General features: G+C 70.0%; 19 protein-coding genes. 13 read left to right on the forward strand and 6 right to left on the reverse strand.

The window, feature by feature from the left end:
* Window positions 1-135 precede the first annotated feature (135 nt).
* Entirely contained in the window at window positions 136-489 is a 354-nt protein-coding gene (locus FHR90_RS05400; protein WP_183274890.1) for a hypothetical protein, read from the forward strand.
* Between the two features lie 10 nt (window positions 490-499).
* Here the strand turns inward: FHR90_RS05400 and FHR90_RS05405 are convergent, their stop codons facing one another.
* Window positions 500-988, reverse strand: a complete 489-nt coding sequence (locus tag FHR90_RS05405; RefSeq protein WP_176627087.1) for a peroxiredoxin — start codon at window positions 986-988, stop codon at window positions 500-502.
* Window positions 985-3945, reverse strand: a complete 2961-nt coding sequence (locus tag FHR90_RS05410) for a bifunctional [glutamine synthetase] adenylyltransferase/[glutamine synthetase]-adenylyl-L-tyrosine phosphorylase (protein WP_183274891.1) — start codon at window positions 3943-3945, stop codon at window positions 985-987. Before FHR90_RS05410 ends, FHR90_RS05405 begins: the two co-directional genes overlap by 4 nt.
* A 20-nt stretch (window positions 3946-3965) precedes the next feature.
* On the opposite strand from FHR90_RS05410, the gene FHR90_RS05415 reads away from it, so the two are divergent.
* From FHR90_RS05415 to FHR90_RS05425, 3 genes are read left to right on the forward strand one after another with little or no spacing between them, the layout of a single operon-like run.
* Window positions 3966-7163 carry a YhdP family protein gene (locus FHR90_RS05415; RefSeq protein WP_183274892.1) on the forward strand — a complete coding sequence of 1066 codons (3198 nt, stop codon included), beginning with the start codon at window positions 3966-3968 and terminating at the stop codon, window positions 7161-7163.
* Window positions 7164-7168: 5 nt separating this feature from the next.
* Window positions 7169-9181 carry a glycogen debranching protein GlgX gene (gene glgX, locus FHR90_RS05420; RefSeq protein WP_176623048.1) on the forward strand — a complete coding sequence of 671 codons (2013 nt, stop codon included), beginning with the start codon at window positions 7169-7171 and terminating at the stop codon, window positions 9179-9181.
* A gap of 8 nt (window positions 9182-9189) precedes the next feature.
* Window positions 9190-9489, forward strand: coding sequence for an alkylphosphonate utilization protein (locus FHR90_RS05425; RefSeq protein WP_176623050.1), 300 nt, complete (start codon window positions 9190-9192; stop codon window positions 9487-9489).
* Between the two features lie 9 nt (window positions 9490-9498).
* Here the strand turns inward: FHR90_RS05425 and FHR90_RS05430 are convergent, their stop codons facing one another.
* Window positions 9499-10479, reverse strand: coding sequence for a serine hydrolase domain-containing protein (locus FHR90_RS05430; RefSeq protein WP_218061990.1), 981 nt, complete (start codon window positions 10477-10479; stop codon window positions 9499-9501).
* A gap of 149 nt (window positions 10480-10628) precedes the next feature.
* On the opposite strand from FHR90_RS05430, the gene FHR90_RS05435 reads away from it, so the two are divergent.
* Together FHR90_RS05435 and alkB are read left to right on the forward strand one after the other, a co-directional pair.
* Complete coding sequence (locus FHR90_RS05435; RefSeq protein WP_176623054.1) at window positions 10629-11516, forward strand: N-acetylmuramic acid 6-phosphate etherase; 888 nt, start codon at window positions 10629-10631, stop codon at window positions 11514-11516.
* On the forward strand, window positions 11513-12133 hold the full coding sequence (gene alkB / locus FHR90_RS05440) for a DNA oxidative demethylase AlkB (protein ID WP_176623056.1): 621 nt from the start codon (window positions 11513-11515) through the stop codon (window positions 12131-12133). Before FHR90_RS05435 ends, alkB begins: the two co-directional genes overlap by 4 nt.
* A gap of 145 nt (window positions 12134-12278) precedes the next feature.
* Here alkB and FHR90_RS05445 read toward each other — a convergent pair whose 3' ends face one another.
* Window positions 12279-14477 (reverse strand): pyrroloquinoline quinone-dependent dehydrogenase, encoded by a 2199-nt coding sequence (locus tag FHR90_RS05445; RefSeq protein ID WP_176623058.1) that lies wholly within the window; start codon window positions 14475-14477, stop codon window positions 12279-12281.
* A gap of 1 nt (window position 14478) precedes the next feature.
* Complete coding sequence (locus FHR90_RS05450) at window positions 14479-14862, reverse strand: glycerol dehydrogenase (protein ID WP_176623060.1); 384 nt, start codon at window positions 14860-14862, stop codon at window positions 14479-14481.
* A 179-nt stretch (window positions 14863-15041) separates the two neighbouring features.
* Between FHR90_RS05450 and FHR90_RS05455 the strand changes: the two genes are divergently transcribed.
* On the forward strand, window positions 15042-16415 hold the full coding sequence (locus FHR90_RS05455; RefSeq protein ID WP_221188213.1) for a GntP family permease: 1374 nt from the start codon (window positions 15042-15044) through the stop codon (window positions 16413-16415).
* A gap of 89 nt (window positions 16416-16504) precedes the next feature.
* Here FHR90_RS05455 and FHR90_RS05460 read toward each other — a convergent pair whose 3' ends face one another.
* Window positions 16505-16807, reverse strand: a complete 303-nt coding sequence (locus tag FHR90_RS05460) for a DUF952 domain-containing protein (RefSeq protein ID WP_176626912.1) — start codon at window positions 16805-16807, stop codon at window positions 16505-16507.
* A gap of 48 nt (window positions 16808-16855) precedes the next feature.
* On the opposite strand from FHR90_RS05460, the gene FHR90_RS05465 reads away from it, so the two are divergent.
* The 6 genes from FHR90_RS05465 to rpoB all read left to right on the forward strand — a co-directional run bounded on the left by FHR90_RS05465 (window position 16856) and on the right by rpoB (window position 25159).
* The gene (locus tag FHR90_RS05465) at window positions 16856-18100 is read left to right on the forward strand and encodes a DNA recombination protein RmuC (protein ID WP_183274894.1); all 1245 of its coding nucleotides are present in this window, start codon (window positions 16856-16858) and stop codon (window positions 18098-18100) included.
* Window positions 18101-18307: 207 nt separating this feature from the next.
* On the forward strand, window positions 18308-18742 hold the full coding sequence (rplK, locus tag FHR90_RS05470) for a 50S ribosomal protein L11 (RefSeq protein ID WP_176621537.1): 435 nt from the start codon (window positions 18308-18310) through the stop codon (window positions 18740-18742).
* Between the two features lie 4 nt (window positions 18743-18746).
* Window positions 18747-19439 carry a 50S ribosomal protein L1 gene (gene rplA / locus FHR90_RS05475; RefSeq protein ID WP_176621538.1) on the forward strand — a complete coding sequence of 231 codons (693 nt, stop codon included), beginning with the start codon at window positions 18747-18749 and terminating at the stop codon, window positions 19437-19439.
* Window positions 19440-19753: 314 nt separating this feature from the next.
* Entirely contained in the window at window positions 19754-20278 is a 525-nt protein-coding gene (rplJ, locus tag FHR90_RS05480) for a 50S ribosomal protein L10 (protein WP_176621539.1), read from the forward strand.
* Window positions 20279-20358: 80 nt separating this feature from the next.
* A complete protein-coding gene (gene rplL, locus FHR90_RS05485; RefSeq protein WP_176621540.1) occupies window positions 20359-20739 on the forward strand; it encodes a 50S ribosomal protein L7/L12 in 381 nt (126 codons plus the stop codon).
* A 235-nt stretch (window positions 20740-20974) separates the two neighbouring features.
* Window positions 20975-25159, forward strand: coding sequence for a DNA-directed RNA polymerase subunit beta (rpoB, locus tag FHR90_RS05490; protein ID WP_176621541.1), 4185 nt, complete (start codon window positions 20975-20977; stop codon window positions 25157-25159).
* The last annotated feature ends 55 nt before the right edge of the window (window positions 25160-25214 follow it).

Raw genomic sequence — 25214 nt, forward strand, 5'->3', positions numbered from 1 at the left:
TCGTCGCGGTTCAGCCGCGCGTTTGCCTCGAAAATGCCCGAACCGGCGTCTTATCTCTTATCGTAAGAGGCCGGTCCGGTCGCTCCGCCAGGAGACAGGACGGGACGGGCCTCCGGAGAGAAAGGCACAAGAGCCATGATGAAGCGTTTCCTGATCGCCGTGCCGTTGCTGGCTGCCGGCATGGCATTCGCGCCGCAGGCGGCGCATGCGCAGTGGCGCGGTGGCTGGCATGGTGGCCCTGGCGGCTGGCATGGTGGCTACGGTGGCTGGCACGGCGGCTATGGCGGCTGGCACCATCGCGGCTGGGGTCCGGGCGCGGGTCTCGCGGTCGGTGCGCTGGCCGGGCTTGCGGTCGGCGGGGCGCTCGCCGCCGGCGCCTATGCGGCACCGCCCCCGCCGGTGGTCTATGCCGCGCCGCCCCCGCCGCCGGTGATCTATCAGGCGCCGCCGACGGTCGTTTACCAGGCGCCGGGCTACTACCCGTACTGAGCGCGACCGGTCAGGCCAGCGCGGCGGCGGCTTCGAGCACCGCCGCGACATGACCCTCGACCTTCACCTTGCGCCACAGGCGCGCGATGCGGCCATCGGCGCCGACCAGCACCGTCGTGCGCTCGATGCCCATCGAGCTGCGGCCATACATGGTTTTCTCCACCCACGCGCCATAGGCGGCGATCGTCGCCGTGCTCTCGTCGGAGGCGAGCGGGAAGGTGAGGCCGTATTTGCCGGCGAATTTCGCCAGCGCGGACGGCTTGTCCCTCGAGATGCCGATCACCTCCAGGCTGGCGCCGATGCCGCGTCCGATCTCCCCCAGCGCGGACTGGAAGTCGCAGGCCTCGCGCGTGCAGCCGGGCGTGTCGGCCTTGGGGTAGAAGAACAGGACATGCGGCCGGCCGAGCAGGCGGGCGCTGTCGACCTCGCCTTCGGGCACGTTGACGGCAGGCAGGCGGAAGGCCGGCGCGATGTCTCCGGTCTGCAGGCTCTCGGTCATGGTCCGTGTTTCCTTTTCTGAGGTCCGGTTGGTGCCGGCGTGCGTCTGGGCCGGCCGATGGTGGCAATGAAATCGGTCCTGACCGTGGCTGCCAGATGATCGAGCGTGGCCTCGAAGGCGGCCATGGTCGCGATCGTGCGGCCGGGTGGCAGCGCAAAGGCCGGCAGGTCCGGCACCGCGCAGCGCAGCAGGGCGGCCGCGGTCGGCGGCGACAGCGCGGCAAAGTTCGCCGGTGGCCTGGGGCCGATCAGGATGCGCAGCGCCCCCTGGGTGGCGCGCCAGGCATGATCGGCCTGTGACAGGCGCCGCGCGATGGCAGGGTCCAGCCGGCCGGCGCGGGCGAGGCGGGAGAAGGCAGCGCGGGTGCCCTGGGCGCGGTCGGCGGCCGGCAGGCCGAGCTGGAGCGCCTGGGCGATGAACTCCACCTCCATCAGCCCGCCGCGGCGCAGCCTGATGTCGGTGGGCGGCCCCTCGCCCAGCCGGGCGCGCATCGACGCCGCCTCGCGTCGGATGATCGGCCACGAAGGCACATGCTGGTGCAGGGCGGCGTCGATCGCGGCGGTGACGCGGGCGCGCAGCGGCGCCGGCCCGGTGACGACGCGCGCACGGGTCAGTGCCATGCGCTCCCATACCCAGGCACTCTCGGCATGATAGCGGATGAAGGCGTCGAGCGAGACCGCGACCGGGCCCTGGCTGCCGGAGGGGCGCAGGCGCATGTCCACCGCATAGAGCGGCCCGTCGCGCCCGGGTGCGGTCAGCGCGCCGATCAGCCCGTGCACCAGGCGTGAGTAATAGCCCGCCGCACCCGGGCCTGCCTCGCCCGGATCATAGACCAGCATCAGATCGAGATCCGAGCCGGCCATCATCTCGCGCGAGCCGGCCTTGCCGAGGGCCACGATGACCACGCCCGCGCCCGGCGGCGGGCCGTGGCGGGCGGCATGATCGGCGACGATGCGGACCAGCAGGCGTTGCAGGGTGGTGTCGGCGAGCGCGGTGGCGGCGCGGGCGACCTGATCGATGTCGAGCGTGGTTTCCAGCAGCGCGGTGGCGAGGCGGAACTCCTCGCCGCGCACCAGGCGTTGGGCAATCTCGATAGCGAGCGCGGTATCGGCGGCGGCATCCATGCGACGGCGCAGCAGGGCGCAGATCTCGCGCGTGTGCTGGCCGGCGCGCAGAGTCTCGCCACCTTCCGACGGCAGCAGCAGGCCTTCGAGTGCCGAGGGGGTGGCGGCGAGGTGCTCGGCGAGCCAGGGGGCGGAGCCGAGGATGCCGCCGATGCGGTCGATCAAGGCCGGGTTGTGCCGCAGCAGCGACAGCAGCGGGATGCCGGCGGGCAGGCCGAAGATCAGCCGGTCGAAGCGTTGCAGGGCACGGTCGGGATCGGGTTGCGCGGCGAGAGTCGCGACCAGTCGCGGCAGCAGGGCGGCGAGCAGCGCCTGCGCCTGCGGTGCACGCAGGGCACGCGGGCGCGCACCCCGCCACAGCCGCAGGATCTCCGCCGCGTGGGCGGGATCGGCGAAGCCGCGCGCGGCGAGGTCCTCGACCAGCTCGGGATCGTCGAGCTCGGGAAGCGTGTCGAGGCCGTCGTCGCCGTCGGGCTGTTCGTCGGGAGCGGCGAGCAGGCCCTCGAACGCGATCCGCGTGCGCCGCAGTTCCGGCAGCAGGGCGGCGGCCAGGGCCGCGCGATCGGGCAACGCCATGAAGCGTGCGAAGGCGTCGAGCCCCGCCTCGCTGGCCGGCAGGGCGTGGGTCTGGCGGTCCTGCTGCATCTGGAGGCGGTGCTCGGCGGTGCGCAGGAGCCGGTAGCATCGGGCGAGGTCCCGGGTTTCGGCGGCCCCCAGATGGCCGGCGCGGCGCAGCGCGGCGAGCGCCGCGAGCGTCGCGGGGGTGCGGAGCTGCGGCGCACGGCCGCCCCAGACGAGCTGCAGCGTCTGGGCGAGGAACTCGATCTCGCGGATGCCGCCCGGGGCGAGCTTGAGGTCGCGCCCCGACAGCACGCGCAGCGCGGTGGCGGCGGAGGTGTCGGTGGCGGTGCTGCGCAGCAGGGTGGCGTCGTCGCGGTGGCGGGCGTCGATGCGGCGCTTCATGGTGCGCATCGCGTCGATGGCGGCGAAATCGAGATGCCGGCGCCACACGAAGGGGCGGATCTGGGCGAGGAAGCGCGCGCCGGCCGCGAGGTCGCCGGCAACGGGCCGCGCCTTGATCATCGCCGCGCGCTCCCAGTCGCGGCCGAGGCTCTCGTAATAGGCGATCGCCGCCGGCAGGCGCATGGCCGGCGGGGTCGCCGAGGGGTCTGGACGCAGCCGCAGATCGACGCGAAACACGTAACCATCGGCATCGCGTGCCGACATCAGCGCGACCAGATCGGCAGCGATCCGGTTGAAGCTGCGTTGAAGGGTGTCGCCGGCGCCGTGCCGGTCGGGGTCGTAGAGCAGGATGAGGTCGATATCGCTCGAATAATTCAGCTCATGCGCGCCGAGCTTGCCCATGCCCAGCACGATGAAGCCGCTGTCGGGGCAGGGGTCGGTGGCATCGATGCCGGGCAGCTCGCCGCTGGCGCGGGCCGCGGCCAGCGCCTGGGCGAGGGCACGGTCGAGGGCCGTCTCGGCCAGGCGCGAGAGCACGCGGCAGACCGTCTCCAGCGGCCAGACTCCGCCAAGATCGGCGAGTGCGGTGGCCAGCGCCACATGCCGCTTGGCGCCGCGCAGCGCGGCGGCCAGCACCGCGCGCGGGGTGGCGGGCGGCAGGGCGCGCAGGCGGCGCAGGGCACGTTCGACCACCCGGCGCGGACCATGGGCGAGGATGTCGTCGAAGATCTCCGGCTCGCGCCGGGCGAGAGCGGTCAGATAGGGGCTGTGGGTCTCGATCAGGGCGCGCGCCCGCACGACCGGATCGGAGCCGAAGCCGGGCCAGCTCCACTGTGGATCGCGACCGGTCGGGGGGCGGGGACGCTGCATGCCGTGACAGGCTCGTCACGGTGAGCGGTCCGGGTCAAGGGACGGCGTCCGGCGCGGGACGATGGCGCTGGCTCGGCCGGGGCGTGGCGGTCGTGGTGGGCGGTACCGCGCTGCTCGCCGGGCTGGTGGTGGTGAGGCTGGCGGCGGCGCCGATGTCGCTGGACCTGCTGCTGGAGCGCGCGCTGCCGCCGCTGGTGGAAATGCAGACCGGCGATCCGGTACGGGTGTCGGTGCGGCATGCGACGGTGCAATGGATGGTGTTCCGCCGGAACGGCGCGCCGTTCGAGGTGCGGGCGAAGGGTTTGTCCGCCCAGCGTCTGGCCGCGCCGACCGACCGGGTGGAGATCGGCCACCTCGATGTCGAGCTGGCCGCGCTGCCGCTGCTGCTGACGCGGGTGCGACCGATCCGGATCGAGGCCGCGCAGGTGCATGGCGTGCTCGGCGTCGATGCGGCCGGGTATCCGAAGCCGCTGGGCGCCGGCAGGCGGCGACCCGTCGCGCCCCGGCCGGCCGGGGCGCCCGGCTGGCTGCAGGGTCAGAGATCGGCGCCAGAGGCGTTGCGGCCGCTTCTGTCGCATCTGCGCGCGCTGCGGGTGACGGACGCGCGGGTCGAGCTGACCGGTGGCCAAAGCTGGAGGCTGGAGGCACCGCTGACGGAGGCGGCGGTCGGCCTGGACGGGTGGCGGGGCAGGATGCGGGCGGTGCTGTCCGATGGCGGCGGGCGGAGCCTGTCGGTGTCCGCCGACAGCCCGGCGCCGCTGCTGTGGCATCTGCATGTCGATCCGCTGACTCCATCCCTCTGGGTGCGTCCGCTGCCGTTCGGCGTGGTGATGCCCGATGCGGTGCGCGCGGCGGCGCTGCCGGTCGGGGCAGATGCGCAGCTTCGCTTCGGGGCGGCGGCCGCGTCGGGCTGGCTGCCGGAGACGGCGACGCTGTCGGTGGCGGCAGGGTCGGGCAGGCTGGGCGGGCTCGATGTCGCGGGCGCCTCGGCGGAGGCCGTGCTGCGGCGGGCGGGCGGGCGCGAGGCGGTCGAGCTGACCCGGGCAGAGCTGCGGCCGCAGGGCATGGTGCCGCTGCTGGCGCACGGCACGCTGTCGATGGACCGGCAGGGGCGGACGCCGCGGGTCGAGGCCTGGGCGGGGTTCCAGCCCGGCTCGGAGGCGGCACTGTCGCTCGCGCAGCTCGCGGTGCTGTGGCCGCCGGGCGTGGCGAAGGGCGGGCGCGACTGGGTGACCGGCAACATGCCGGTGGGCGAGATCCGCCATGTCGCGCTGACGGTGTCGCTGGCGGGGGAGGATTTCGGTTCGCTGTCGATCGGGCGGATCGATGGCGGGCTTGATGTGACCGGTGCGGAGGTGCACTGGCTGCGGCCGATGCCGCCGCTGACCGCGGTCGCCGGGCATGTCGGCATCCATGATCCCGACCGGCTCGACATCGCTGTCAGCCAGGGGCGGCAGGATGACGGCGCGGGACACACCATCCTCCTGCGCTCGGCCGGGATGACGATCAGCGGACTGACGAAGCCCGACCAGTACGGCGTGGTGAGCATCGACCTCGCCGGCGACCTGGGCGCGATCCTGCACCTGCTGTCGCATCCCCGGCTTCATCTGCTGTCGAACACCAGCCTCGATCTCAGCGGGGCGGCCGGGGCGAGCGAGCTGAAGTTCCGTCTCGGCCTGCCGCTCGACGACGACGTGCGCGTCGAGCAGCTCGACGTGGTGGCGGATGCGCACATCACGGGTGCGCGGCTGGCACATGCGATTGCCGGGCAGGCGCTCGACGATGCGGTGCTCGACCTGCATGCGACCCAGGACGGAATGACGCTGTCGGGGCGCGGGCTGGTGGCGCAACTGCCGTCGGCGCTGGATCTGGCGATGGATTTCCGCGACGGACCGCCGTCGCAGACAGTGATGCAGGCCGGCGTGGATGTGGAGGCGGATCGCGCGCATGTGCTCGATGCGGTGCGTGCGCAGGGGCTCGGCTGGCTGGTCGCGGGACAGGATGATTCGGCGGCGAAGGTCTCGGTCGCCTACGTGGCGCATCGCTCGGGCGAGGCGAGTGTGTCGGCGCGGGCCGATCTCACCTCGCTGTCGCTGCGGCTGCCGGTGGGGTGGTCGAAACCGAGCGGTGCGATGGCGGAGGCGTCGGGCCGGCTGCTGCTGGATCACGACCATATCGCCGGGGTGGACGATCTGCGGATCGACGCGCCCGGCTTCGTGGTGCGGGCCTCGGGCAGCCGGCTGGCGGACGAGCCGGGAGTGAGCATCGTCACCTCGCGGCTGGAACTGGGGCGCACGCGGATGAGCGGCGAGGCGATGCTGCCGTCGGGACCGGCGCGGCCGGCCGTGGCGCGGATCGACGCGCCGGTGGTCGATCTCGTGCCTGTGCTGGACCAGAGCGGGGCGACGCGGCGCGCGCTCGACGCGGTGCCGTCGAGCCCGCCGCGCAAGGGCACGCAGACCGGCAAGCCCTGGTCGGTGGAGGCGCGGATCGGCCGGCTGCTGGTCGGCGAGCGTTCGGGCCTGGGCGAGGTGCGGCTGTCGATGGCCGGGAGAGGCACCGACGTCGATCGCGGACATCTGACGGTGCAGCGTCCGAGCGCGGTCGACATGCGGCTGGCACCCGCCGGGCGCGGATTGCGCGCGACCGGCCGGGTCGACGATCTGGGCGCGCTGCTGACCGGGCTCGATCTCGGGCAGACCATCCATAACGGCCTGCTGCGCCTCGATGCGACCCTGCCCGACCGGCATTTCGCCGGCGGCGCCGAGGGCGGAGTGACGGTGGAGAACGCTCTGGTCGCCGGTGTGCCGCAGCTTGCGCGGGCGGCGGCGGCGCTGTCGCTGGGCGGGCTGCTGGGGCAGGCGAAGACCGGCGACGCGCTGGTGATGGACCGTGCCGTGGTGCCGTTCCGCTTCCTGCACGGGCAGGTGCAGGTCCATGATGCGCTGGCGCATAATCCGGCGATCGGGGTGACCTTGCGCGGCGGGCTCGACCTGCGTCGCAGCACGGCCGACCTGCGCGGTACGGTGGTGCCGGCCTGGGCGCTCAATCATCTGCCGGGGCGGCTGCCGGTGGTCGGCAAGCTGTTCAGCCCGGAGACCGGAGGAGGGGTCATTGCGATGACGATGCGTATCACCGGTCCGCTCGACGACCCGTCGGTGGCGGTCAATCCGCTGTCGCTGCTCGTCCCTGGCGCGCTGCGCACGCTGTTCAAGTGAGCGCGATGACGCTGGAGCCCGGCGCGCCGTATCCGCTGGGCGCGACGATCGTGCCGGGCGGGGTGAATTTCGCCCTGTTCTCGGCCAACGCGACCGCGGTGCTGCTGTGCCTGTTCGACGCCGGCGATCCGATGCGCGAGACCGCCCGGCTGGCGTTGCCGGGGCGGGTGGACGGGGTGTGGCACGGGTTTCTGGCGCATGAGCGGCCGGAGACGGTGCTGTACGGCTACCGGGTGGAGGGGCCGTATGCGCCGGAGCAGGGGCACCGGTTCAATGCGCACAAGCTGCTGATCGATCCGTATGCGCGGGGATTCGCGGGCGCGATCCGCCTCGATTCGGCGCTGTTCGGCTATGTCGAGGGGCAGGGGACGGAGTCGTTCGACACACGCGACAGCGCGCCGTTCATGCCGCGCTGCCGTGTGGTGGCCCCCAGGGAAAGGCGCGCCTCGACGCGGCCGCGTCATCCCTGGTCGCGGCTGGTGATCGCCGAGACACACCTGAAGGGCTTCACCCGGCTCAACGAGGCGGTCCCCGAGGCGCTGCGCGGGCGCTATGGCGGGCTCTGCGATCCGGCCGCGGTCGCGCATTTCAGCGCCCTCGGCGTCACCGCGGTGGAATTGCTGCCGGTGCATGAGTTCTACGACGAGGTGGCGCTGACGCGCCGCGGACTGGTCAACTACTGGGGCTACAACAGCATCGGTTACTTCGCCCCGGCGGCGCGTTATGCCGCCGGAACGCGGCCCGAGGCGGAATTCGCCGGGATGGTCGACGCCCTGCATGCGGCCGGGCTCGAGGTGCTGCTCGACGTGGTCTACAACCACACCGCCGAGAATGACGAGTTCGGCCCGACGCTGTGTTTCCGCGGCATCGACAATGCCAGCTACTACCGGCTGCGCGACGATGACCGGCGGCTTTATGCCAACGATACCGGCTGCGGCAACATGCTCGACCTGCGCCATCCGCGGGTGTTGCAGATGGTGATGGACAGCCTGCGCTTCTGGGCCGGTGAGATGGACGTGGACGGATTCCGCTTCGATCTCGCGCCGATCCTCGCCCGCGGCGAGGCGGGCTATACGAGACAGGCGCCGTTCCTCGCCTGCGCGCAGCAGGATCCGATCCTCGCCGAGCGGCGGCTGATCGCCGAGCCCTGGGATCTCGGGGCCTGGGCGACGGGCCGGTTTCCGGCCGGCTGGGCGGAGTGGAACGACGCCTATCGCGACACGGTGCGGCGGTTCTGGAAGGGCGAGCTGGGTCCGGCCGCGCTGGCCGGCGCGCTGGCCGGGTCGGCGGAGACCTTCGCCCATGACGGGCGGGCGGCGTGGGCGAGCGTGAACTTCGTCACCGCGCATGACGGCTTCACCCTGGCCGATCTGGTCAGCTACGCCGACAAGCACAACGAGGCCAATGGCGAGGGCAATCGCGACGGCAGCGACAACAGCCACAGCTGGAACTGCGGCGTCGAGGGGCCGACCGACGACCCGGCCATCCGTGCAATGCGGGCGCGGTTGCAGCGCAGCTTTCTGCTTACCCTGCTGATGAGCCGGGGCGTGCCGATGCTGCTCGCCGGCGACGAGATCGGGCGCAGCCAGCACGGCAACAACAACGCCTATTGCCAGGACAGTCCGATCGGCTGGACCGACTGGGCCACGGCGGACACCGCACTGGCGGCGTTCACCACGCAGGCGATCGCGCTGCGATCGGCGCATCCGGCGCTGCGTGCGGCAGCGTTCCTGTCCGATGCGGAGGCGGCCTGGCTGCACCCGTCAGGGCGGGTGATGGGGACGGGGGACTGGCAGGATGAAGGGCTGCGCGCCTTCGCGCTGCGCGTCGAGCGCGAGCGCGACCGCGTGCTGGTGCTGTTCAATGCAGGTGGATCGGAGGTCTCCTTCGCGATCGAACCGACCGGCTGGGAGCTGGCGCTGGGCTCGGAGACGGCGGATGCGCCCTTCACCCTGTCGCCCGGCGCAGTGCAGGTCCTCACCGGCGGCGATTGGCAGGGCGATGCTCCGGCGCGATAACGATCCCCATGAGCAACGATGACGATTACGTGTTCGACGAGGCGACCGGTGAATGGCGGCCGGCGTCCGAACTGGTGGCGGAAGCGGCGGCGCGGGATGCGGTGCGTGACAGCGCCGGCAACGTGCTGGCCGACGGCGATTCGGTGGTGCTGATCAAGGACCTCAAGGTCAAGGGCGCCGGCCAGACCCTCAAGCAGGGCACGGTGATTCGCTCGATCCGGCTGACCGGCAATCCCGACGAGATCGACTGCCGGACCGACACCATCAAGGGCCTGGTGCTGCGGACGGAGTTCGTCCGCAAGCGTTGAGCCGGATCATCACGTACCGGTGGCGCGGCAGATTTCCGCGCTGATCGCGCGTCGCAACAGGGCGATGCCGGTTTCGCGGTGACGGGTGGGGTGGACGCGGTTGGTGAGCAGGGTCCAGGCGAGGCCGCGGTCGAAATCGACCCACAACCCCGTGCCGGTGAAGCCGAGATGACCGATGGTGGCTGGCGAGCACAGCTCGCTGCCGGACCAGCCCGGGCTCGGCGCCTCCCAGCCCAGCGTACGGCCGGGGCGGACGATCTCTCTCATCCAGGCGATGGCGCGTGCAGGGGCGAACTCGCCGGTCAGGATCGCGCCGGCCGCGTCGAGCACGCCGTCCAGCGTGCCGAAGGCACCGGCATGCCCTGCAGCGCCGCCCAGGGCGGCGGCGTTCTCGTCATGCACCTCGCCGCAGAGCATGCGTTCGCGCCAGTGGCAGTATTCGGTGAGTGCGCAGGGGCCGCGCGGCCCGGCGAGGGCGATTGCGTCCGGGGTGGGCAGGTCGGCGAACGGGCGGCCGGTGAGGCGTTCGAGGGCGAGGCCGAGCAGGATGTAGTTGATGTCGGAATAGGCCGCGGTATCGCGGTGCGGCCATTCGTGCTGCAGCACCCAGGCGCGCAGGGTGCGGGGGTCGGTGCCATAGGTATAGATCGGCACGACGGGGGGCAGCGGCGTGTCGTGGGCGAGCAGCGCGCGCGGGGTGAGCCGGCGCTCCCAGGCGTGGGCGATGTCGTACTGGCGCAGGTCGGGGATCAGGACGGACAGGGGCGCATCGAGATCGAGCGCACCGTCGGCGGCGCGGACGAGGATCTCGCGGGCGGTGACCAGCGGCTTGGTCAGCGAGGCGAGGTCGAACCACAGCTCCGGCCGGGCGGTGCCGGCGTAGCGCGTGGCGCGGGTGCCGTCGCGGGTGACGATCCCGAAGGCGATGGCGTCGATCGGGGCGTCGAGGGCGTGGGCAAAGGCGCCGGTGGCGAGCGTCTCGAGGTCCAACGGCTTGCTCCGCATGGCAAAAAGCGTTCTTTCTTGAAGGAAAGAACCAAAGAACCTTCATCCGTCGGAGGGCTCAGGCGGCGCGTCGCCCCCCAACGGACGAAAGTCTTTTTGCTTCTTTTTCTTCAGAAAAAGAAGGAGAGGCGCCTATGGCCCTGCCCGCGACCGAACGCCCTGACCCGCGCAGCGAAACGCTCGATCGGTGGCCGATGCCGGCGGTGCTGTCGGCGCTGCTGGAAGGCCAGCTTGCTGCCGTCGCATCGGTCGCACCTGCCTTGCCGCAACTGGCAGCAGTGGTGGACGCGGCGCTGCCGCGGCTGCGCGCGGGCGGGCGGATCGCTTATGCGGGCGCCGGCACCTCGGGGCGGATCGCGTTCCAGGACGGGGCGGAGCTGACGCCGACCTTCGACTGGCCGCGCGACCGGCTGGCGTTCTTCATGGCCGGCGGCGAGACGGCGTTGACCCGGGCGGTGGAAGGCGCGGAGGACGATACGGAATCGGCGGCGCGGATGGTCGGCGAGGCGGAAATCGGATCGGATGACGTGCTGTTCGCGCTCGCCGCCTCGGGGACGACGCCGTTCACTCGGGCCTGTGTGGCGGCGACGCGGGCGGCAGGCGCGCTGACGGTGGGCATTGCCTGCGATCCGGCAGCCCCCCTGCTGGCGGAGGCGGAGTTCGCCATCGTGGCGGTGACCGGGCCGGAAACGCCGGCCGGATCGACGCGGATGAAGGCGGGGACGGCGCAGAAGGTCGTGCTGAACCTGATCTCGACGGCGCTGATGGTGGGGCTGGGGCGCACCTGGCGCGGCCGGATGGTGGACATGCAGGCGACCAATGCCAAGCTGCGCCGGCGCGCGGTCCGGATGGTCTGCGAACTGGCCGACTGCACGGCCGAGGTGGCGGAGGCGGCACTGGCGCAGACCGGTGGCCGGGTGAAGCCGGCGCTGCTGGTGGTGCTGGCGGGTCTGGACGGGACGGCGGCGCAGTCGCGGCTGCAGACGGTGGGCGGCGACCTGCGCGCCGCACTCGCCGGATGAGCGATCTTTTCACCGGCGAGCGCCGGACGGTCGTCCTCGGCGAGGGGGCAGCGGTGCTGGCGGGGTATGCCGGCGATCGGGTCGAGGCGTTGCTGGAAACGGTGGCGACGATCGCCGAAGCGTCACCCTTCCGGCATCTGGTCACGCCGGGCGGGTTTGTCATGTCGGTGGCGATGACCAATTGCGGCCGGCAGGGCTGGGTCAGCGACCGGCGCGGCTATCGTTACGAGCGCGTCGATCCGCTGACCGGGCGGGACTGGCCGGCGATGCCGGAGCTGTTCGCGTCTCTGGCGCGGCAGGCGGCGGCGGAGCTCGGGTTCGACGGGTTTGCCCCGGATGCGTGCCTGATCAATCGTTATGTCGCCGGCGCGCGGTTGAGCCTGCACCAGGACCGCGACGAGGCCTCGCCGGAGGCGCCGATCGTGTCGGTCTCGCTCGGTGCGCCGGCGACGTTCCTGTGGGGCGGGGTGGCGCGTGGAGAGCGGGTGCGTCGCATCAGGCTCGGCGAGGGCGATGTGGTGGTCTGGGGCGGGGCGTCGCGGATGGTGTTTCATGGCGTCGCGCCGCTGCACGCGGGCGAGCGGATCAACCTGACGTTCCGACGAGCGGCGGCGTGAACGGTGGGCGGAGAGATGCTTATCCGGGCGGAGCAGCCAACGGATGTCGCGGCGTTCGCCGGCGTCGCCCCTATCCGGCGTAAGACGACAGAAGGGGCCGTGCGCGGTGGCGCACGGCCCCTTCTGTGGTCGGAGCCGACGTCGATCAGCCCGGCAGCTTGTAGACCACGAGCTGGTCGGAGACCGGCGTCATCATGAAGTGGTGGCCGCCGGCCATGATGGCCAGATACTGCTTGCCGTCGACCTCGTAGGTCATCGGCGTCGCCTGGCCGCCGCCGGGCAGCACGTCGCTCCAGACGACCTTGCCGGTCTTGATGTCGATGGCGCGGATCTGGTTGTCGGTCGCTGCCGCGACGAAGACCAGCCCGCCGGCGGTGATGATCGGGCCGCCATTGTTGGGTGTGCCGATCTGGATCGGCAGGAAGGTCGGCAGGCCCCAGGGCCCGTTGGCGCGCGCGGTGCCGATCGGGTGCTGCCACAGCACCTTCTTCGTATGGATGTCGATCGCCTCGATCATGCCATAGGGCGGCTTGTTGCACATCATGTTGGTGAACTGATCCCAGAACGGGGTCACCACGATGCCATAGGGGGTGTCGGCCATCGCGCCGGCACCCTCGGCACCGCCGCCGCCGGGCTTGAAGTTCGGATCGTCGATCGGCATCAGCCCGAGCTTGTCGGCCTGCTTGCGGGTGACAAGCTGGTCGTACATCGGGGTGTTGTTCCAGTTGGCGATCACGACGCCGGTGGTCGGATCGTAGGCCATCGAGCCCCAGTCGGAACCGCCATTATATCCCGGATACTCGATCCAGGGCCTGTCGATGTGCGGCGGCGTGAACTCACCGACATAGGCCGCGCGACGATACTTGATGCGGCAGAACAGCTGGTCGATCGGCGACATGCCCCACATGTCGCTTTCCTTCAGATCGGGGAAACCGAGCCGCGGAAAGGCGGTGGACCAGGGCTGGGTCGGTGCGCGCGGATCGCCAGGCACCACTCCGGGCGAGGGCGCGGGCTTCTCCTCGACCGGGTAGTCCGCCACCGGCTGGCCGGTGCGGCGGTCGAGCACGAACGTCTGGCCGCGCTTGGTCGGCACCAGCAGGGCGGGGACGGTCTCGCCGTTGCTGCCCTTGTAGTCGAGCTTGGTCGGCTGCGAGCCGATGTCGTAGTCCCAGACGTCCTTGTGGACGGTCTGGAACACCCAGCGCGGGCTGCCGGTCTTGACGTCGATCGCGACGATCGAGGACGAGACGGCGTTCTCCTTGTCGGTGCGCAGCGCGGAGTAATAGTCGGCGGCCGAGTTGCCGGTCGGCACGTAGACCAGGCCCAGCTCGTTGTCGCCGGTCATCGTCGCCCAGGAATTCGGCGTGCCGCGACTGTAGAACTTGCCGTCGGCGGGCTGGTGATGGTCGTCGGGGTTGTTGACGTCCCAGGCCCAGGCGAACTTGCCGGTCTCTGCGTCGTAGCCGCGGATCACGCCCGAGGGGGCCCAGCGGCGCTGGCCGTCGAGCACCTCCTGATTGATGACAACGACGCCGTTGACGATCGGCGGCGGGCTGGTCATCGACACGAAGCCGGGCACCGACTCGCCCATGCCCTGCATCAGGTTGACCTGGCCGTTGAAGCCGAAACCCTCGCAGGGCTTGCCGTCCTCGGAATCGACCGAGATCAGCCGCATGTCCAGCGTCGATTCGACGATGCGGGTGTGGCAGTGCTGGCCCTCGGGCACCGTCGATGAGGTGTAGTAGACCACACCCTTGCAGGCGGCGGTGTAGGGGATCGAGGCGTATTTGACGCCGGCGTCGAAGCGCCAGAGCTGCTGGCCGTTGGTGGCGTCCAGCGCCATGATGTCGTTGGTGGCCGAGCACATGAACAGCTTGCGGCCGACCTTGATCGGCGTGGTCTCGGCGGCCCATTTGTTGGTCTGGCCGGGGGCCGGCTTGCTGCCGGTGTGGTAGATGAAGGCGCGCTCGAGCTTGCCGACATTCTCCGGCGTGATCTGGGTCAGCGGCGAATAGCGGTTCTGGCTGTCGTCACGGCCATAGGCCACCCAGTCGCCGGCGGCGGGGTTGGCGGAGAGCTGCGGGACCATTGCCGGCAGGGTGGCTGGATCGATCTCGCCGATCGGCGGCAGGTTGGCGGCATTCACGCCCGGCGCCTGCGGCGCGCCCGGCGCTGGGGCGCGGAACTTCTGCGGCGTCGCGGTATCGTACTTGTCGGTACCGTCGCTGGTCGGATTGCCGGTGCCGGGGATGTTTTCCGAATGGCTGGCGACCTGGGCATGCAGGCCGGTCGCGGGCAGGGTGCCGCACAGCAGCGTGGCGGCGAGCAGATGAAGCTTGCGCATGTCAGGCGGCTCCCAGCGGACGGACGGTATCGCGCCGGCGCAAGGCGGGCATGACGAGCAGGACGGCGATGGCGATCAGGGTCGGGCCGAACAGGCGCGGCAGCCAGCCCCACCAGTCGGTATCGGCGCTGGTCTCCCACATCGTCCACAGCAGCGTGGCGGCCCAGGCGAGCAGGAACAGCCAGGCGCCGGCCACACGTCCGGCGACGATCAGCGCTCCGGAGGCGAGCAGGACGACACCGCAGATCAGGTAGTACCAGGACCCGCCCAGCCAGGCGAGATCTGCGCCGCCGACAATGAAGATCAGTCCAAAGAGCGCGATGAGCACTCCCAGCAACACGGAGAGGGCGCTGCCCGCTCCTCGTCTACGAACGGCAGCATTCATCGCGTCCTGTCTCCATGGCGGATCGGTTGAGCTCCGAGCGGAACGTTCCGCAGCGGGCGCGGTTGCTTGCCGACGCCCCGGCCGGATGCTTAACACGCCAGGCCAAGAGCCGCGAAGCGGCCGCGCCGTCTCGGCGGCAGAGAGGGGGAGCAGGCGATGCGATCCGGTCTGAACCGGTCTTGAGCGGCGCGGACGGGCTGGCGCTGGCGGGATGCGCCGCTGCGCTCGGGCTGATCGTGGTGGCGATCGTCGCCGGGCGTCTGCCGCCGTTCCTGGCGATCGTGCTCGGTGCCGGCGCCTTCGTCGGCATCGATGGCATGGCCATCGAGAAATCGGTCAAGGCGTTCACCAGCGGGGCCGGGACGATCTTCGGCGATGTCGGTCTGGTGATCGCACTGGGCGCGATGCTCGGCGCGCTGATGACGACCAGCGGCGCGGCCGACAGGGTGGTGCAGGCGATGCTCGGCCGGGTCGGCGACCGCGCGATGCCCTGGGCGATCGCCGGCTGCGCGATGCTGGTCGGGCTGCCGCTGTTCTTCGAGGTCGGGCTGGTGGTGATGCTGCCGATCATCCTGTCGCTGTCGCGGCAGAGCGGCCGGCCGGTGATGGCGCTCGCACTGCCGGCACTGGCCGGGATGACGGTGCTGCATGCGCTGCTGCCGCCGCATCCGGGGCCGCTGATCGGGGTCTCGGTGTTGCATGCCGATCTCGGGCTGACGATGCTGCTCGGCGGGGTGGTCGCGGTGCCGGCGGTCACCCTGGCGGGGCCGCTCTATGCCCGGCTCGTCGCCCCGCGGATCGGCGCGGTGACGCCGCCCGAGGCGGCCGCGTCGTCGGTCCATGCACCCGCCGCCGGCACAGGCGATGCCGTGCCGGCGCTGTGGGCGTCGCTGACCATCCTGCTGCTGCCGGTGGTGCTGATGCTGGGCCGCACGCTCGCCCGCCTCGGGCTTGCGCATGACGGTGCGGCGGCCGGCGTGCTGGAGGCGGTCGGCGAGCCGGTGCTGGCGATGGTGATCACCGTGATCGCGGCGGTGGTGCTGCTGTTCTGGGCGCGAGGGCGCGGCGGAGTGCGGCTCGGCGAGACGATGGAGCACGCGCTCGCGCCGATCGCCGGGCTGCTGATGACGATCGGCGCCGGCGGCGGGCTGAAGGGCGTGCTGCTCGCCGGCGGGCTGGCCGGGGTGATCGGCCGGCTGGCCGCACAGGCCGCAGTGCCGCCGGTGCTGCTGGCCTGGGGGATCGCCGTCTGCCTGCGTCAGGCGATCGGATCGGCGACCGTGGCGACGGTGACCACCGCCGGGCTGATCGCCCCGCTGCTGCTGCATCCCGCCCATCCCGACCCGCAGGAGGCGCTGCATGCCTCGCTGCTGGTGCTGGCGATCGGCGCTGGTTCGGTGTTCTTCTGCCATGTCAACGATGCCGGCTTCTGGATGGTGCGCGGCTTCTTCGGTCTCGACCTGCGGCAGACGGTGCTGAGCTGGTCGGTCCTGCAGACGATCGTGTCGGTGGTGGGTCTGGCCGGGGCGTGGCTGATCTGGATCGCGGTGTGAGGCCTGCCGCTGTCGGGCCCGCCTGTGTCGACGGGTCATGTGCGGGAGCCTGGGCCCGGGGGAAGAAAAGACGCCAGGCCGGGCTGTCGTCAGGCAGGGGTTGCGGAGACGATCGCGGCGGTCGGCAGCGGTCCGAAGAGATGCGGGAACGGGTCCTGGTCCGGCTCGCTGCGGACCCACTCGATCGCGGCGCCGACGCGGTCGGGATCGAAGCGCAGCACCAGCAGCCCGGTGGCGCCGGTGAAATGGCGGGCGAGCACGAAGCCCAGCTGGGCCTCGGTGCAGCAATGCAGGAAACCGTCGCGGGCGAGCGCTGCCGGGGCATAGACCTCGCCCGCCTGGGCGGCGGACCAGTCGGCCTCGGTGGCGACATGGCACAGGCTCTGGGACATAAGGCGAATCTCTTTCGATCGAATCGGGAACAAGTGGTTAATGAGGGGATGATCGAGTCGAACGATATCATCGTGTTGGGGCTGGTTGCGCTTTGCCTGCTGGCCCTCGCCTGTACGCTTCTGGCGCTGCGTCGGCGTGATCCGGCGGTGGCGCGGCTGCTGCTGATGGCCGAACAGGGTGAGGGGGCGCGCCGGACGGAGGCGGAACAGGCCGGCCGGCGGCTGGTCGAGCTGGAGCGCGCGGTGATCGCGCGGCTGGAGCAGGGACGGGTCGAGACCGGCGACCGTCTGGGCGCGATCGCCACCACGCTGGCGCGCGAGCAGGGCGAGAGCCGGGTGGCGATGCAGGCCGCGCTGCGCTCGATGGCCGAGCAGAATGCGGACCGGCTGGCCGCCATCCAGCGCTCGGTCAACGAGCAGCTGCACGAGGCGGTCGAGAAGCAGATGCAGTCGAGCTTCGCGCGCGTGATCGAGCAGTTCACCGCCATCCAGAAGGCGGTCGGCGAGGTCGGCGCCGTCACCGCGCAGATCGGCGATCTCAAGCGGCTGTTCTCCAACGTCAAGACACGCGGCGGCTGGGGCGAGGCGCAGCTGCGCGCGATCCTCGACGACGTGCTGCCCGAGGGCGCCTATGCCGCGAATGTGCGGCTGACGGAGGGCAGCGGCGAGCTGGTCGAGTTTGCGGTGCGGATGCCCGGGCGGCAGGCCGGCGGGGCATGGCTGGCGATCGATTCGAAATTCCCCACCGAGGCCTATGAGCGCCTGATCGACGCGGTGGACGCGGTCGATGCGGAGGCCGAGCGCGCGGCGCGGCGCGGGCTGGAGAGCCAGCTGCGGCTGGAGGCGCGCAAGATCGCGTCAAAGTATATCGTACCGCCGGCGACGGTGGAGTTCGCGGTACTCTATCTGCCCACCGATGGGCTGTATGCGGAAGCCGCGCGTATCCCCGGACTGATCGACGCGCTGGGGCGTGAGCACAAGGTGCTGGTAATGGGGCCGAGCCTGATCCCCGCCCTGCTGCGCACCATCCATCTGGGCTACGTGACGCTGGCGATGGAGGAGAAGGCCGAGGCGATCGGCCGGCTGCTGGGCGCGACCAAGGGCGAGATGCTCAAGATGGACCAGGTGCTGGACAAGCTGGCGCGCAGTGCGCAGGCGATGGGCAACACCATCGAGCAGGCGCGGCAGCGCACGCGGGTGATGGGCCGCAAGCTGCGCGAGGTGGAGGCGGTCGAGGCGGAGGGGATCGAGTTCGAGGAGCCGATCGCGGCGCTGGGGGTCGGGGTGGAGTAGCGAGGTGCAGGAGGCAAGCCTCCTGCCGGGGTCCGGGGGAGCGCCCCGGGGGAAAAGTTCCCTCGCCCGGTTGACTTTGGCGTTGACTTCGCCTCCGGCCGGGCGTATCTGGCCGCTCTTCTGAGGAACGCGGGAGAGATCGCGGTGCTGGTGACAGCGCCGGGGTTTCGTGTGCACCGCGGTCCCGTTGGCTGAAAGGAGCCTGGGATGGCCAAGAAAATCGTCGGCTACATCAAGCTGCAGATCCCGGCAGGCAAGGCGAATCCGTCGCCGCCGGTCGGTCCCGCGCTGGGTCAGCGTGGTCTGAACATCATGCAGTTCGTCAAGGAATTCAACGCGGCGACGCAGAACATCGAGCCCGGTACGCCGACGCCGGTGGTGATCACCGCGTTCGCGGACCGCACCTTCACCTTCATCACCAAGACGCCGCCGAACACCTTCTTCCTGCTCAAGGCCGCCAAGATCACCAAGGGCAGCCCGACGGTCGGCAAGTCGGCGCCGGTGGGCAAGGTCACGACCGCGCAGCTGCGCGAGATCGCCGAGACCAAGATCCAGCACATGAACGCCAACGACATCGACGGGGCCGTGCGCATGCTCGCCGGCTCGGCGAAGTCGATGGGTATCACCGTGGTGGAGGGCTGAGATCATGGCACACAACAAGCGTCATGCCGCTGCGGTGGCGAGTGTGAAGAAGGGCCATGCCTATCCGCTCGCGGAGGCGATCGCCCTGGTGAAGGGTAATGCACGCGCGAAGTTCGACGAGACCGTCGAGATCGCCATGAATCTCGGCATCGATCCGCGTCATGCCGACCAGATGGTGCGCGGGCTGATCAGCCTGCCCAAGGGCACCGGCAAGACGGTGCGCGTGGGCGTGTTCGCCCGTGGCGCGAAGGCCGAGGAGGCGCTGGCCGCCGGGGCCGATGTGGTGGGTGCGGACGACCTGGCCGAGAAGGTGCAGGCCGGCGAGATCGCCTTCGACCGCTGCATCGCGACGCCGGACATGATGGCCCTGGTGGGTCGTCTGGGCAAGATCCTCGGCCCGCGCGGGCTGATGCCGAACCCGAAGCTCGGCACGGTGACGATGAACGTCAAGGACGCGGTCATCGCGGCGAAGTCGGGCCAGATCGAGTTCCGCGCCGAGAAGGCCGGCATCATCCATGCCGGCATCGGCAAGGCGAGCTTCGACGAGGCGGCTCTGGCGGAGAACATCCGCGCGCTGGTCGACGCGATCCAGAAGGCCAAGCCGGCGGGGGCCAAGGGCACCTACCTGCAGAAGGTCGCGCTGAGCTCGTCGATGGGTCCGGGTGTGACAGTCGACGTCGCCACCCTGGCCGGCTGAAGAGATACGCCGCCCGCACCCCCGATCGGGGGTGTGGGCGGCGGACAGGGGTGGGGCTTCGGCCCCGTTCCGACAACCTGTCCAAGACCTGACGTGGGCCGTGTGCGGTCCTTAATGGCCCCCACCAGGGGGCTGGCGACGGGAAGACGGGATCGACCGGGGAATTTCGGTTCCCTCTGGTGGTTTTCCGGCTTGAGAAAGGGACAGGCGAACCGGGCCACCTCGATTCGAGCGATCGGATGAGGCGGCTCATGGGCAACCCGCCCTCTGTCTTCCCGCGCGAGCGGGGCAGGGGGCACGACGGAGACGGGACTTTGGACCGTACGGAGAAGCGGGAGTTCGTATCCTCCCTGGCCGCCGTGTTCGCCGATACGTCGATGGTCGTGGTCACCCGCAATGACGGGCTGAGCGTGGCCGATGTGACGAATCTGCGGGTGCGTGTGCGCAAGGCGGGTGCGACTTATAAGGTCGCGAAGAACCGGCTGGCCACGCTCGCCCTGGATGGGACCCGATTCGAGGGCATCTCACCGCTGCTGAAAGGACCGACTGCGCTTTCCTGGGCGCACGATCCGGTGGCGGTGGCGAAGGTGATCGTCGAGTTCGCCAAGACCAACGAGAAGCTTGTCATCATCGGTGGTGCGCTCGGCACCCAGACGCTCAATGCGGATGGGGTCAGGGCACTCGCCGAACTGCCGTCTCTGGACACGCTGCGCGCGCAGCTGGTGGGGCTCATCAGCACCCCGGCCACGCGGATCGCGGGTGTGCTCCAGGCGCCGGCAGGGCAGCTCGCTCGGGTCTTCGGGGCCTACGCCAAGAAGGACGAAGCGGAGGCGGCCTGAGGCTGTCGCACGCACCAAAATCGCAAGTTCGTGATCGGACTTGCACGGAACCACTCAGAAGCTACATTAGGAACTGACCCATGGCCGATCTGTCCAGGCTTGTTGAAGAACTGTCGACCCTCACCGTCCTCGAGGCGGCCGAGCTGTCGAAGCTGCTCGAGGAGAAGTGGGGCGTTTCCGCCGCCGCGCCGGTGGCCGTTGCCGCCGCCCCGGCCGGTGGTGGCGCCGCCGCCGCCCCCGTCGAGGAGCAGACCGAGTTCACCGTGATCCTCGCCGCTGCCGGCGAGAAGAAGATCAACGTGATCAAGGAAATCCGCACCATCACCGGCCTTGGCCTGAAGGAAGCCAAGGACCTGGTCGAGGGCGCGCCGAAGACCGTCAAGGAAGGCGTGAACAAGGACGAGGCCGCCAAGCTGAAGAAGCAGCTCGAAGAGCAGGGCGCCACCGTCGAGGTGAAGTGATTGCCGCCCGGGCCGCGTGTCCGATGAGGATGCGCGGCGCGGGGGTCTGAGGTGACGAGGGTGGGAATCGGGTTCCGGTTCCCACCCTCTCGCCCGTTTGACGGAAGAGCCGCCCCGAGGATCGGGCGGTTGTTCTGTCTGACGGGGCAGGGCGGCCGGGGACGGCTGCGCCGCGGCGAGTGTCGCGGCTGATGGGCGCGGGGGCGAGACCGCGCCGGGGATATTGGGGGCATAGATGAACGCGATCACCAAATCGTTCACCAAGTCGTTCACCGGGCGCAAGCGGATCCGCAAGAGCTTCGGACGGATCCCCGAAATCGCGCCGATGCCCAATCTGATCGACGTGCAGCGCGCCTCCTACGAGGCGTTCCTGCAGATGAACGTCGCGCCGGACAACCGCACCCCGACGGGCCTGCAGGAAGTGTTCCGCTCGGTGTTCCCGATCAACGATTTCGCCGGGCGCGGGCGTCTGGAGTTCGTCGAATACGAGCTCGAGGAGCCCAAGTATGACGTCGAGGAGTGCATCCAGCGCGGGATGACCTTTGCCGCCCCGCTCAAGGTGGTGCTGCGGCTGATCGTGTGGGATCTCGACGAGGATACCGGCACCCGTTCGATCCGCGACATCAAGGAGCAGCCGGTCTACATGGGCGACATGCCGCTCATGACCGAGAACGGCACCTTCATCATCAACGGCACCGAGCGCGTCATCGTCAGCCAGATGCACCGCAGCCCGGGCGTGTTCTTCGACCACGACAAGGGCAAGACGCACTCGTCGGGCAAGTTCCTGTTTGCCGCCCGCGTGATCCCCTATCGCGGCTCGTGGCTCGATTTCGAGTTCGACAGCAAGGACATCGTCTACGTCCGCATCGACCGCAAGCGGAAGCTGCCGGTCTCGACCCTGCTCTATGCGCTGGAGGGAGCCAACTCCGAGGCGGCGCGCGCGGCCAAGGCGGCCGAGGGCGGCGATGTGGAGTCGATGCCGATCCGCGGCATGGATCCCGAGGAGATCCTGTCGACCTTCTACGGGCAGGTGGTGTTCACCCGCACCGAGAAGGGCTGGGCGCGTCCGTTCGACGCCGAGGCGTTCCGCGGCATGAAGCTGCTGGAGCCGCTGATCGATGCCGAGACCGGCGAGGTGGTGGCCGAGGCCGACGCCAAGCTGACCTCGCGCATGGTGCGCAAGATCGCCGAGAAGACCCGCGAGGTGCTGGTCGGGCGCGCCGACCTGCTCGGCCGCTTCATGGCGATCGATCTGGTCAACGAGAGCACCGGCGAGATCCATGCCGAGGCCGGCGAGGAACTGACCGAGGCGCGTCTGGCCGCTCTCGAGGAGCAGGGCATCGCCGAGCTGCCGATGCTGGCGATCGACCAGGCCAAGGGGCCGTGGATCCGCAACACGCTGGCGATCGACAAGAACAGCTCGCGTGACGAGGCGCTGATCGACATCTACCGGGTGATGCGCCCGGGCGAGCCGCCGACCCCGGACACGGCGGAAGCGCTGTTCAACGGCCTGTTCTTCGACGCCGACCGCTACGACCTCTCGGCCGTCGGCCGGGTGAAGATGAACATGCGCCTCGGTCTCGATTTCGAGGACACGATTCGCGTGCTGCGCAAGCAGGACATCCTCGCCACCGTGAAGATCCTCTGCGAGCTCAAGGACGGTCGCGGCACGATCGACGACATCGACAATCTCGGCAACCGCCGCGTGCGCTCGGTCGGCGAGCTGATGGAGAACCAGTATCGAGTCGGCCTGCTGCGCATGGAGCGCGCGATCCGCGAGCGCATGGGCTCGGTCGACATCGATACCGTGATGCCGCACGACCTGATCAACGCGAAGCCCGCGGCGGCCGCGGTGCGCGAGTTCTTCGGCTCCTCGCAGCTCAGCCAGTTCATGGACCAGACCAACCCGCTGTCGGAAGTGACGCACAAGCGCCGTCTCTCCGCCCTCGGCCCGGGCGGTCTGACCCGCGAGCGCGCCGGCTTCGAGGTGCGCGACGTGCATCCGACGCATTACGGCCGCATCTGCCCGATCGAGACGCCGGAAGGCCCGAACATCGGTCTGATCAACAGCCTTGCGACCTATGCGCGGGTCAACAAGTACGGCTTCATCGAGACGCCGTATCGCCTGGTGCGCGACGGCGTGCTGCAGGACGGCTGGAAATACCTCTCCGCGATGGAAGAGGAGAAGCTGATCGTCGCCCAGGCCGATGCGGCGCAGGATGCGGACGGCAAGCTGACCGACGAGCTGGTGTCGGTGCGTCGTTCGGGCGACTTCCGGCTGGTCAAGCCGGAGGACGTGACCGCCTGCGACGTGTCGCCCAAGCAGCTGGTTTCGGTGGCGGCCGCGCTGATCCCGTTCCTCGAGAACGACGACGCCAACCGCGCGCTGATGGGCTCGAACATGCAGCGCCAGGCGGTGCCGCTGATCCGCTCCGATGCGCCGCTGGTCGGCACCGGCATGGAAGCCGCGGTGGCGCGCGATTCGGGCGCGACGATCGTCGCGCGCCGGGCCGGCGTGATCGACCAGATCGACGGCGCGCGCATCGTGGTGCGGGCGACGCACGAGGATGGTTCGACGCTGGGCGTCGATATCTACCGGCTGCGCAAATACATGCGCTCCAACCAGTCGACCTGCATCAACCAGCGTCCGCTGGTGCGCGTGGGCGACCAGGTGGCGGCGAACGACATCATCGCCGACGGGCCGTCGACCGAACTGGGCGAGCTGGCACTGGGCCGCAACGTGCTGTGCGCGTTCATGCCCTGGAACGGCTACAACTTCGAGGACTCGATCCTCATCTCCGAGCGCATCGCGCGTGATGACGTCTTCACCTCGATCCATATCGAGGAGTTCGAGGTCATGGCCCGCGACACCAAGCTGGGCCAGGAGGAGATCACCCGCGACATTCCCAATGTGGGTGAGGAGGCGCTGCGCAACCTCGACGAGGCGGGCATCGTCTATGTCGGCGCGGATGTGAATCCCGGCGACATCCTGGTCGGCAAGGTGACGCCGAAGGGCGAGAGCCCGATGACTCCGGAGGAGAAGCTGCTCCGCGCCATCTTCGGCGAGAAGGCGTCCGACGTGCGCGACACCTCGCTGCGTCTGCCGCCCGGCACCTCGGGCACGATCGTCGACGTGCGCGTGTTCAACCGTCGTGGCGTCGACAAGGACGAGCGCGCGATGGCGATCGAGCGCGCCGAGATCGAGCGTCTGGCCAAGGACCGCGACGACGAGCGCGCGATCCAGGAGCGCTCGTTCCTCAACCGGATGCGCGAGAAGCTGCTCGGCCAGAAGGCCGCTGCTGGCTTCAAGGGCATCAAGTCGGGCACCGACATCACCGACGAGGTGCTGGCCGAGCATCCGCGCGGCGCATGGCGCAACATCGCCGTGCAGTCCGATGCGGTGATGGCCGAGATCGAGGTGCTGAAGCGGGAGTTCGACGCTGCCGTCGGACGTCTGCAGGCGCGCTTCGAGAGCAAGGTCGACAAGCTGCAGCGCGGCGACGAGATGCCGCCCGGCGTGATGAAGATGGTCAAGGTGTTCGTCGCGGTGAAGCGCAAGCTGCAGCCGGGCGACAAGATGGCCGGACGTCACGGCAACAAGGGCGTGGTCTCGCGCGTGGTGCCGGTGGAGGACATGCCGTTCCTCGAGGACGGCACCTCGGTCGACCTGGTGCTGAACCCGCTGGGCGTGCCGTCGCGCATGAACGTGGGGCAGATCCTGGAGACGCATCTGGGCTGGGCGTGCGCCAATATCGGCCGTCAGGTCGGCGAGCTGGTGGACACCTACCAGCGTGACGGTGCGCGCAAGCAGGAACTGCTCGACACGCTCAAGGAAGTGTATGGCGAGCGCGTCTACGAGGACGACATCGCCACCCTGCCGCATGAGCAGCTCGTCGAGCTGGCCAACAACCTGCGCAAGGGTATCCCCATCGCCACCCCGGTGTTCGACGGGGCACGGATGTCGGATATCGAGGGCATGCTGACCCGTGCGGGTCTGGATACCTCGGGCCAGATGCAGCTGACCGACGGGCGCACGGGCGAGCCGTTCGAGCGCAAGGTGACGGTGGGCTACATCTACATGCTCAAGCTGCACCACCTGGTCGACGACAAGATCCATGCGCGTTCGATCGGGCCGTACTCGCTCGTTACCCAGCAGCCGCTGGGCGGCAAGGCGCAGTTCGGTGGCCAGCGTTTCGGCGAGATGGAGGTCTGGGCTCTGGAGGCGTATGGCGCGGCCTATACGCTGCAGGAAATGCTGACGGTGAAGTCCGACGACGTGTCGGGCCGCACCAAGGTCTACGAGGCGATCGTGCGCGAGCAGGACGATTTCGAGGCCGGCATTCCCGAGAGCTTCAACGTTTTGGTCAAGGAGCTGAAGTCGCTCGGCCTGAATGTGGATCTGGAGACGGGTCAGGGCTGACGGCAATCACCCCCGCGCCGATTGGGGCGCGGGGGTTGAAGCCTTGGTTCGCAAT

Source organism: Endobacter medicaginis, from assembly GCF_014192375.1.
GTDB classification, from domain to species: Bacteria; Pseudomonadota; Alphaproteobacteria; order Acetobacterales; family Acetobacteraceae; genus Endobacter; species Endobacter medicaginis.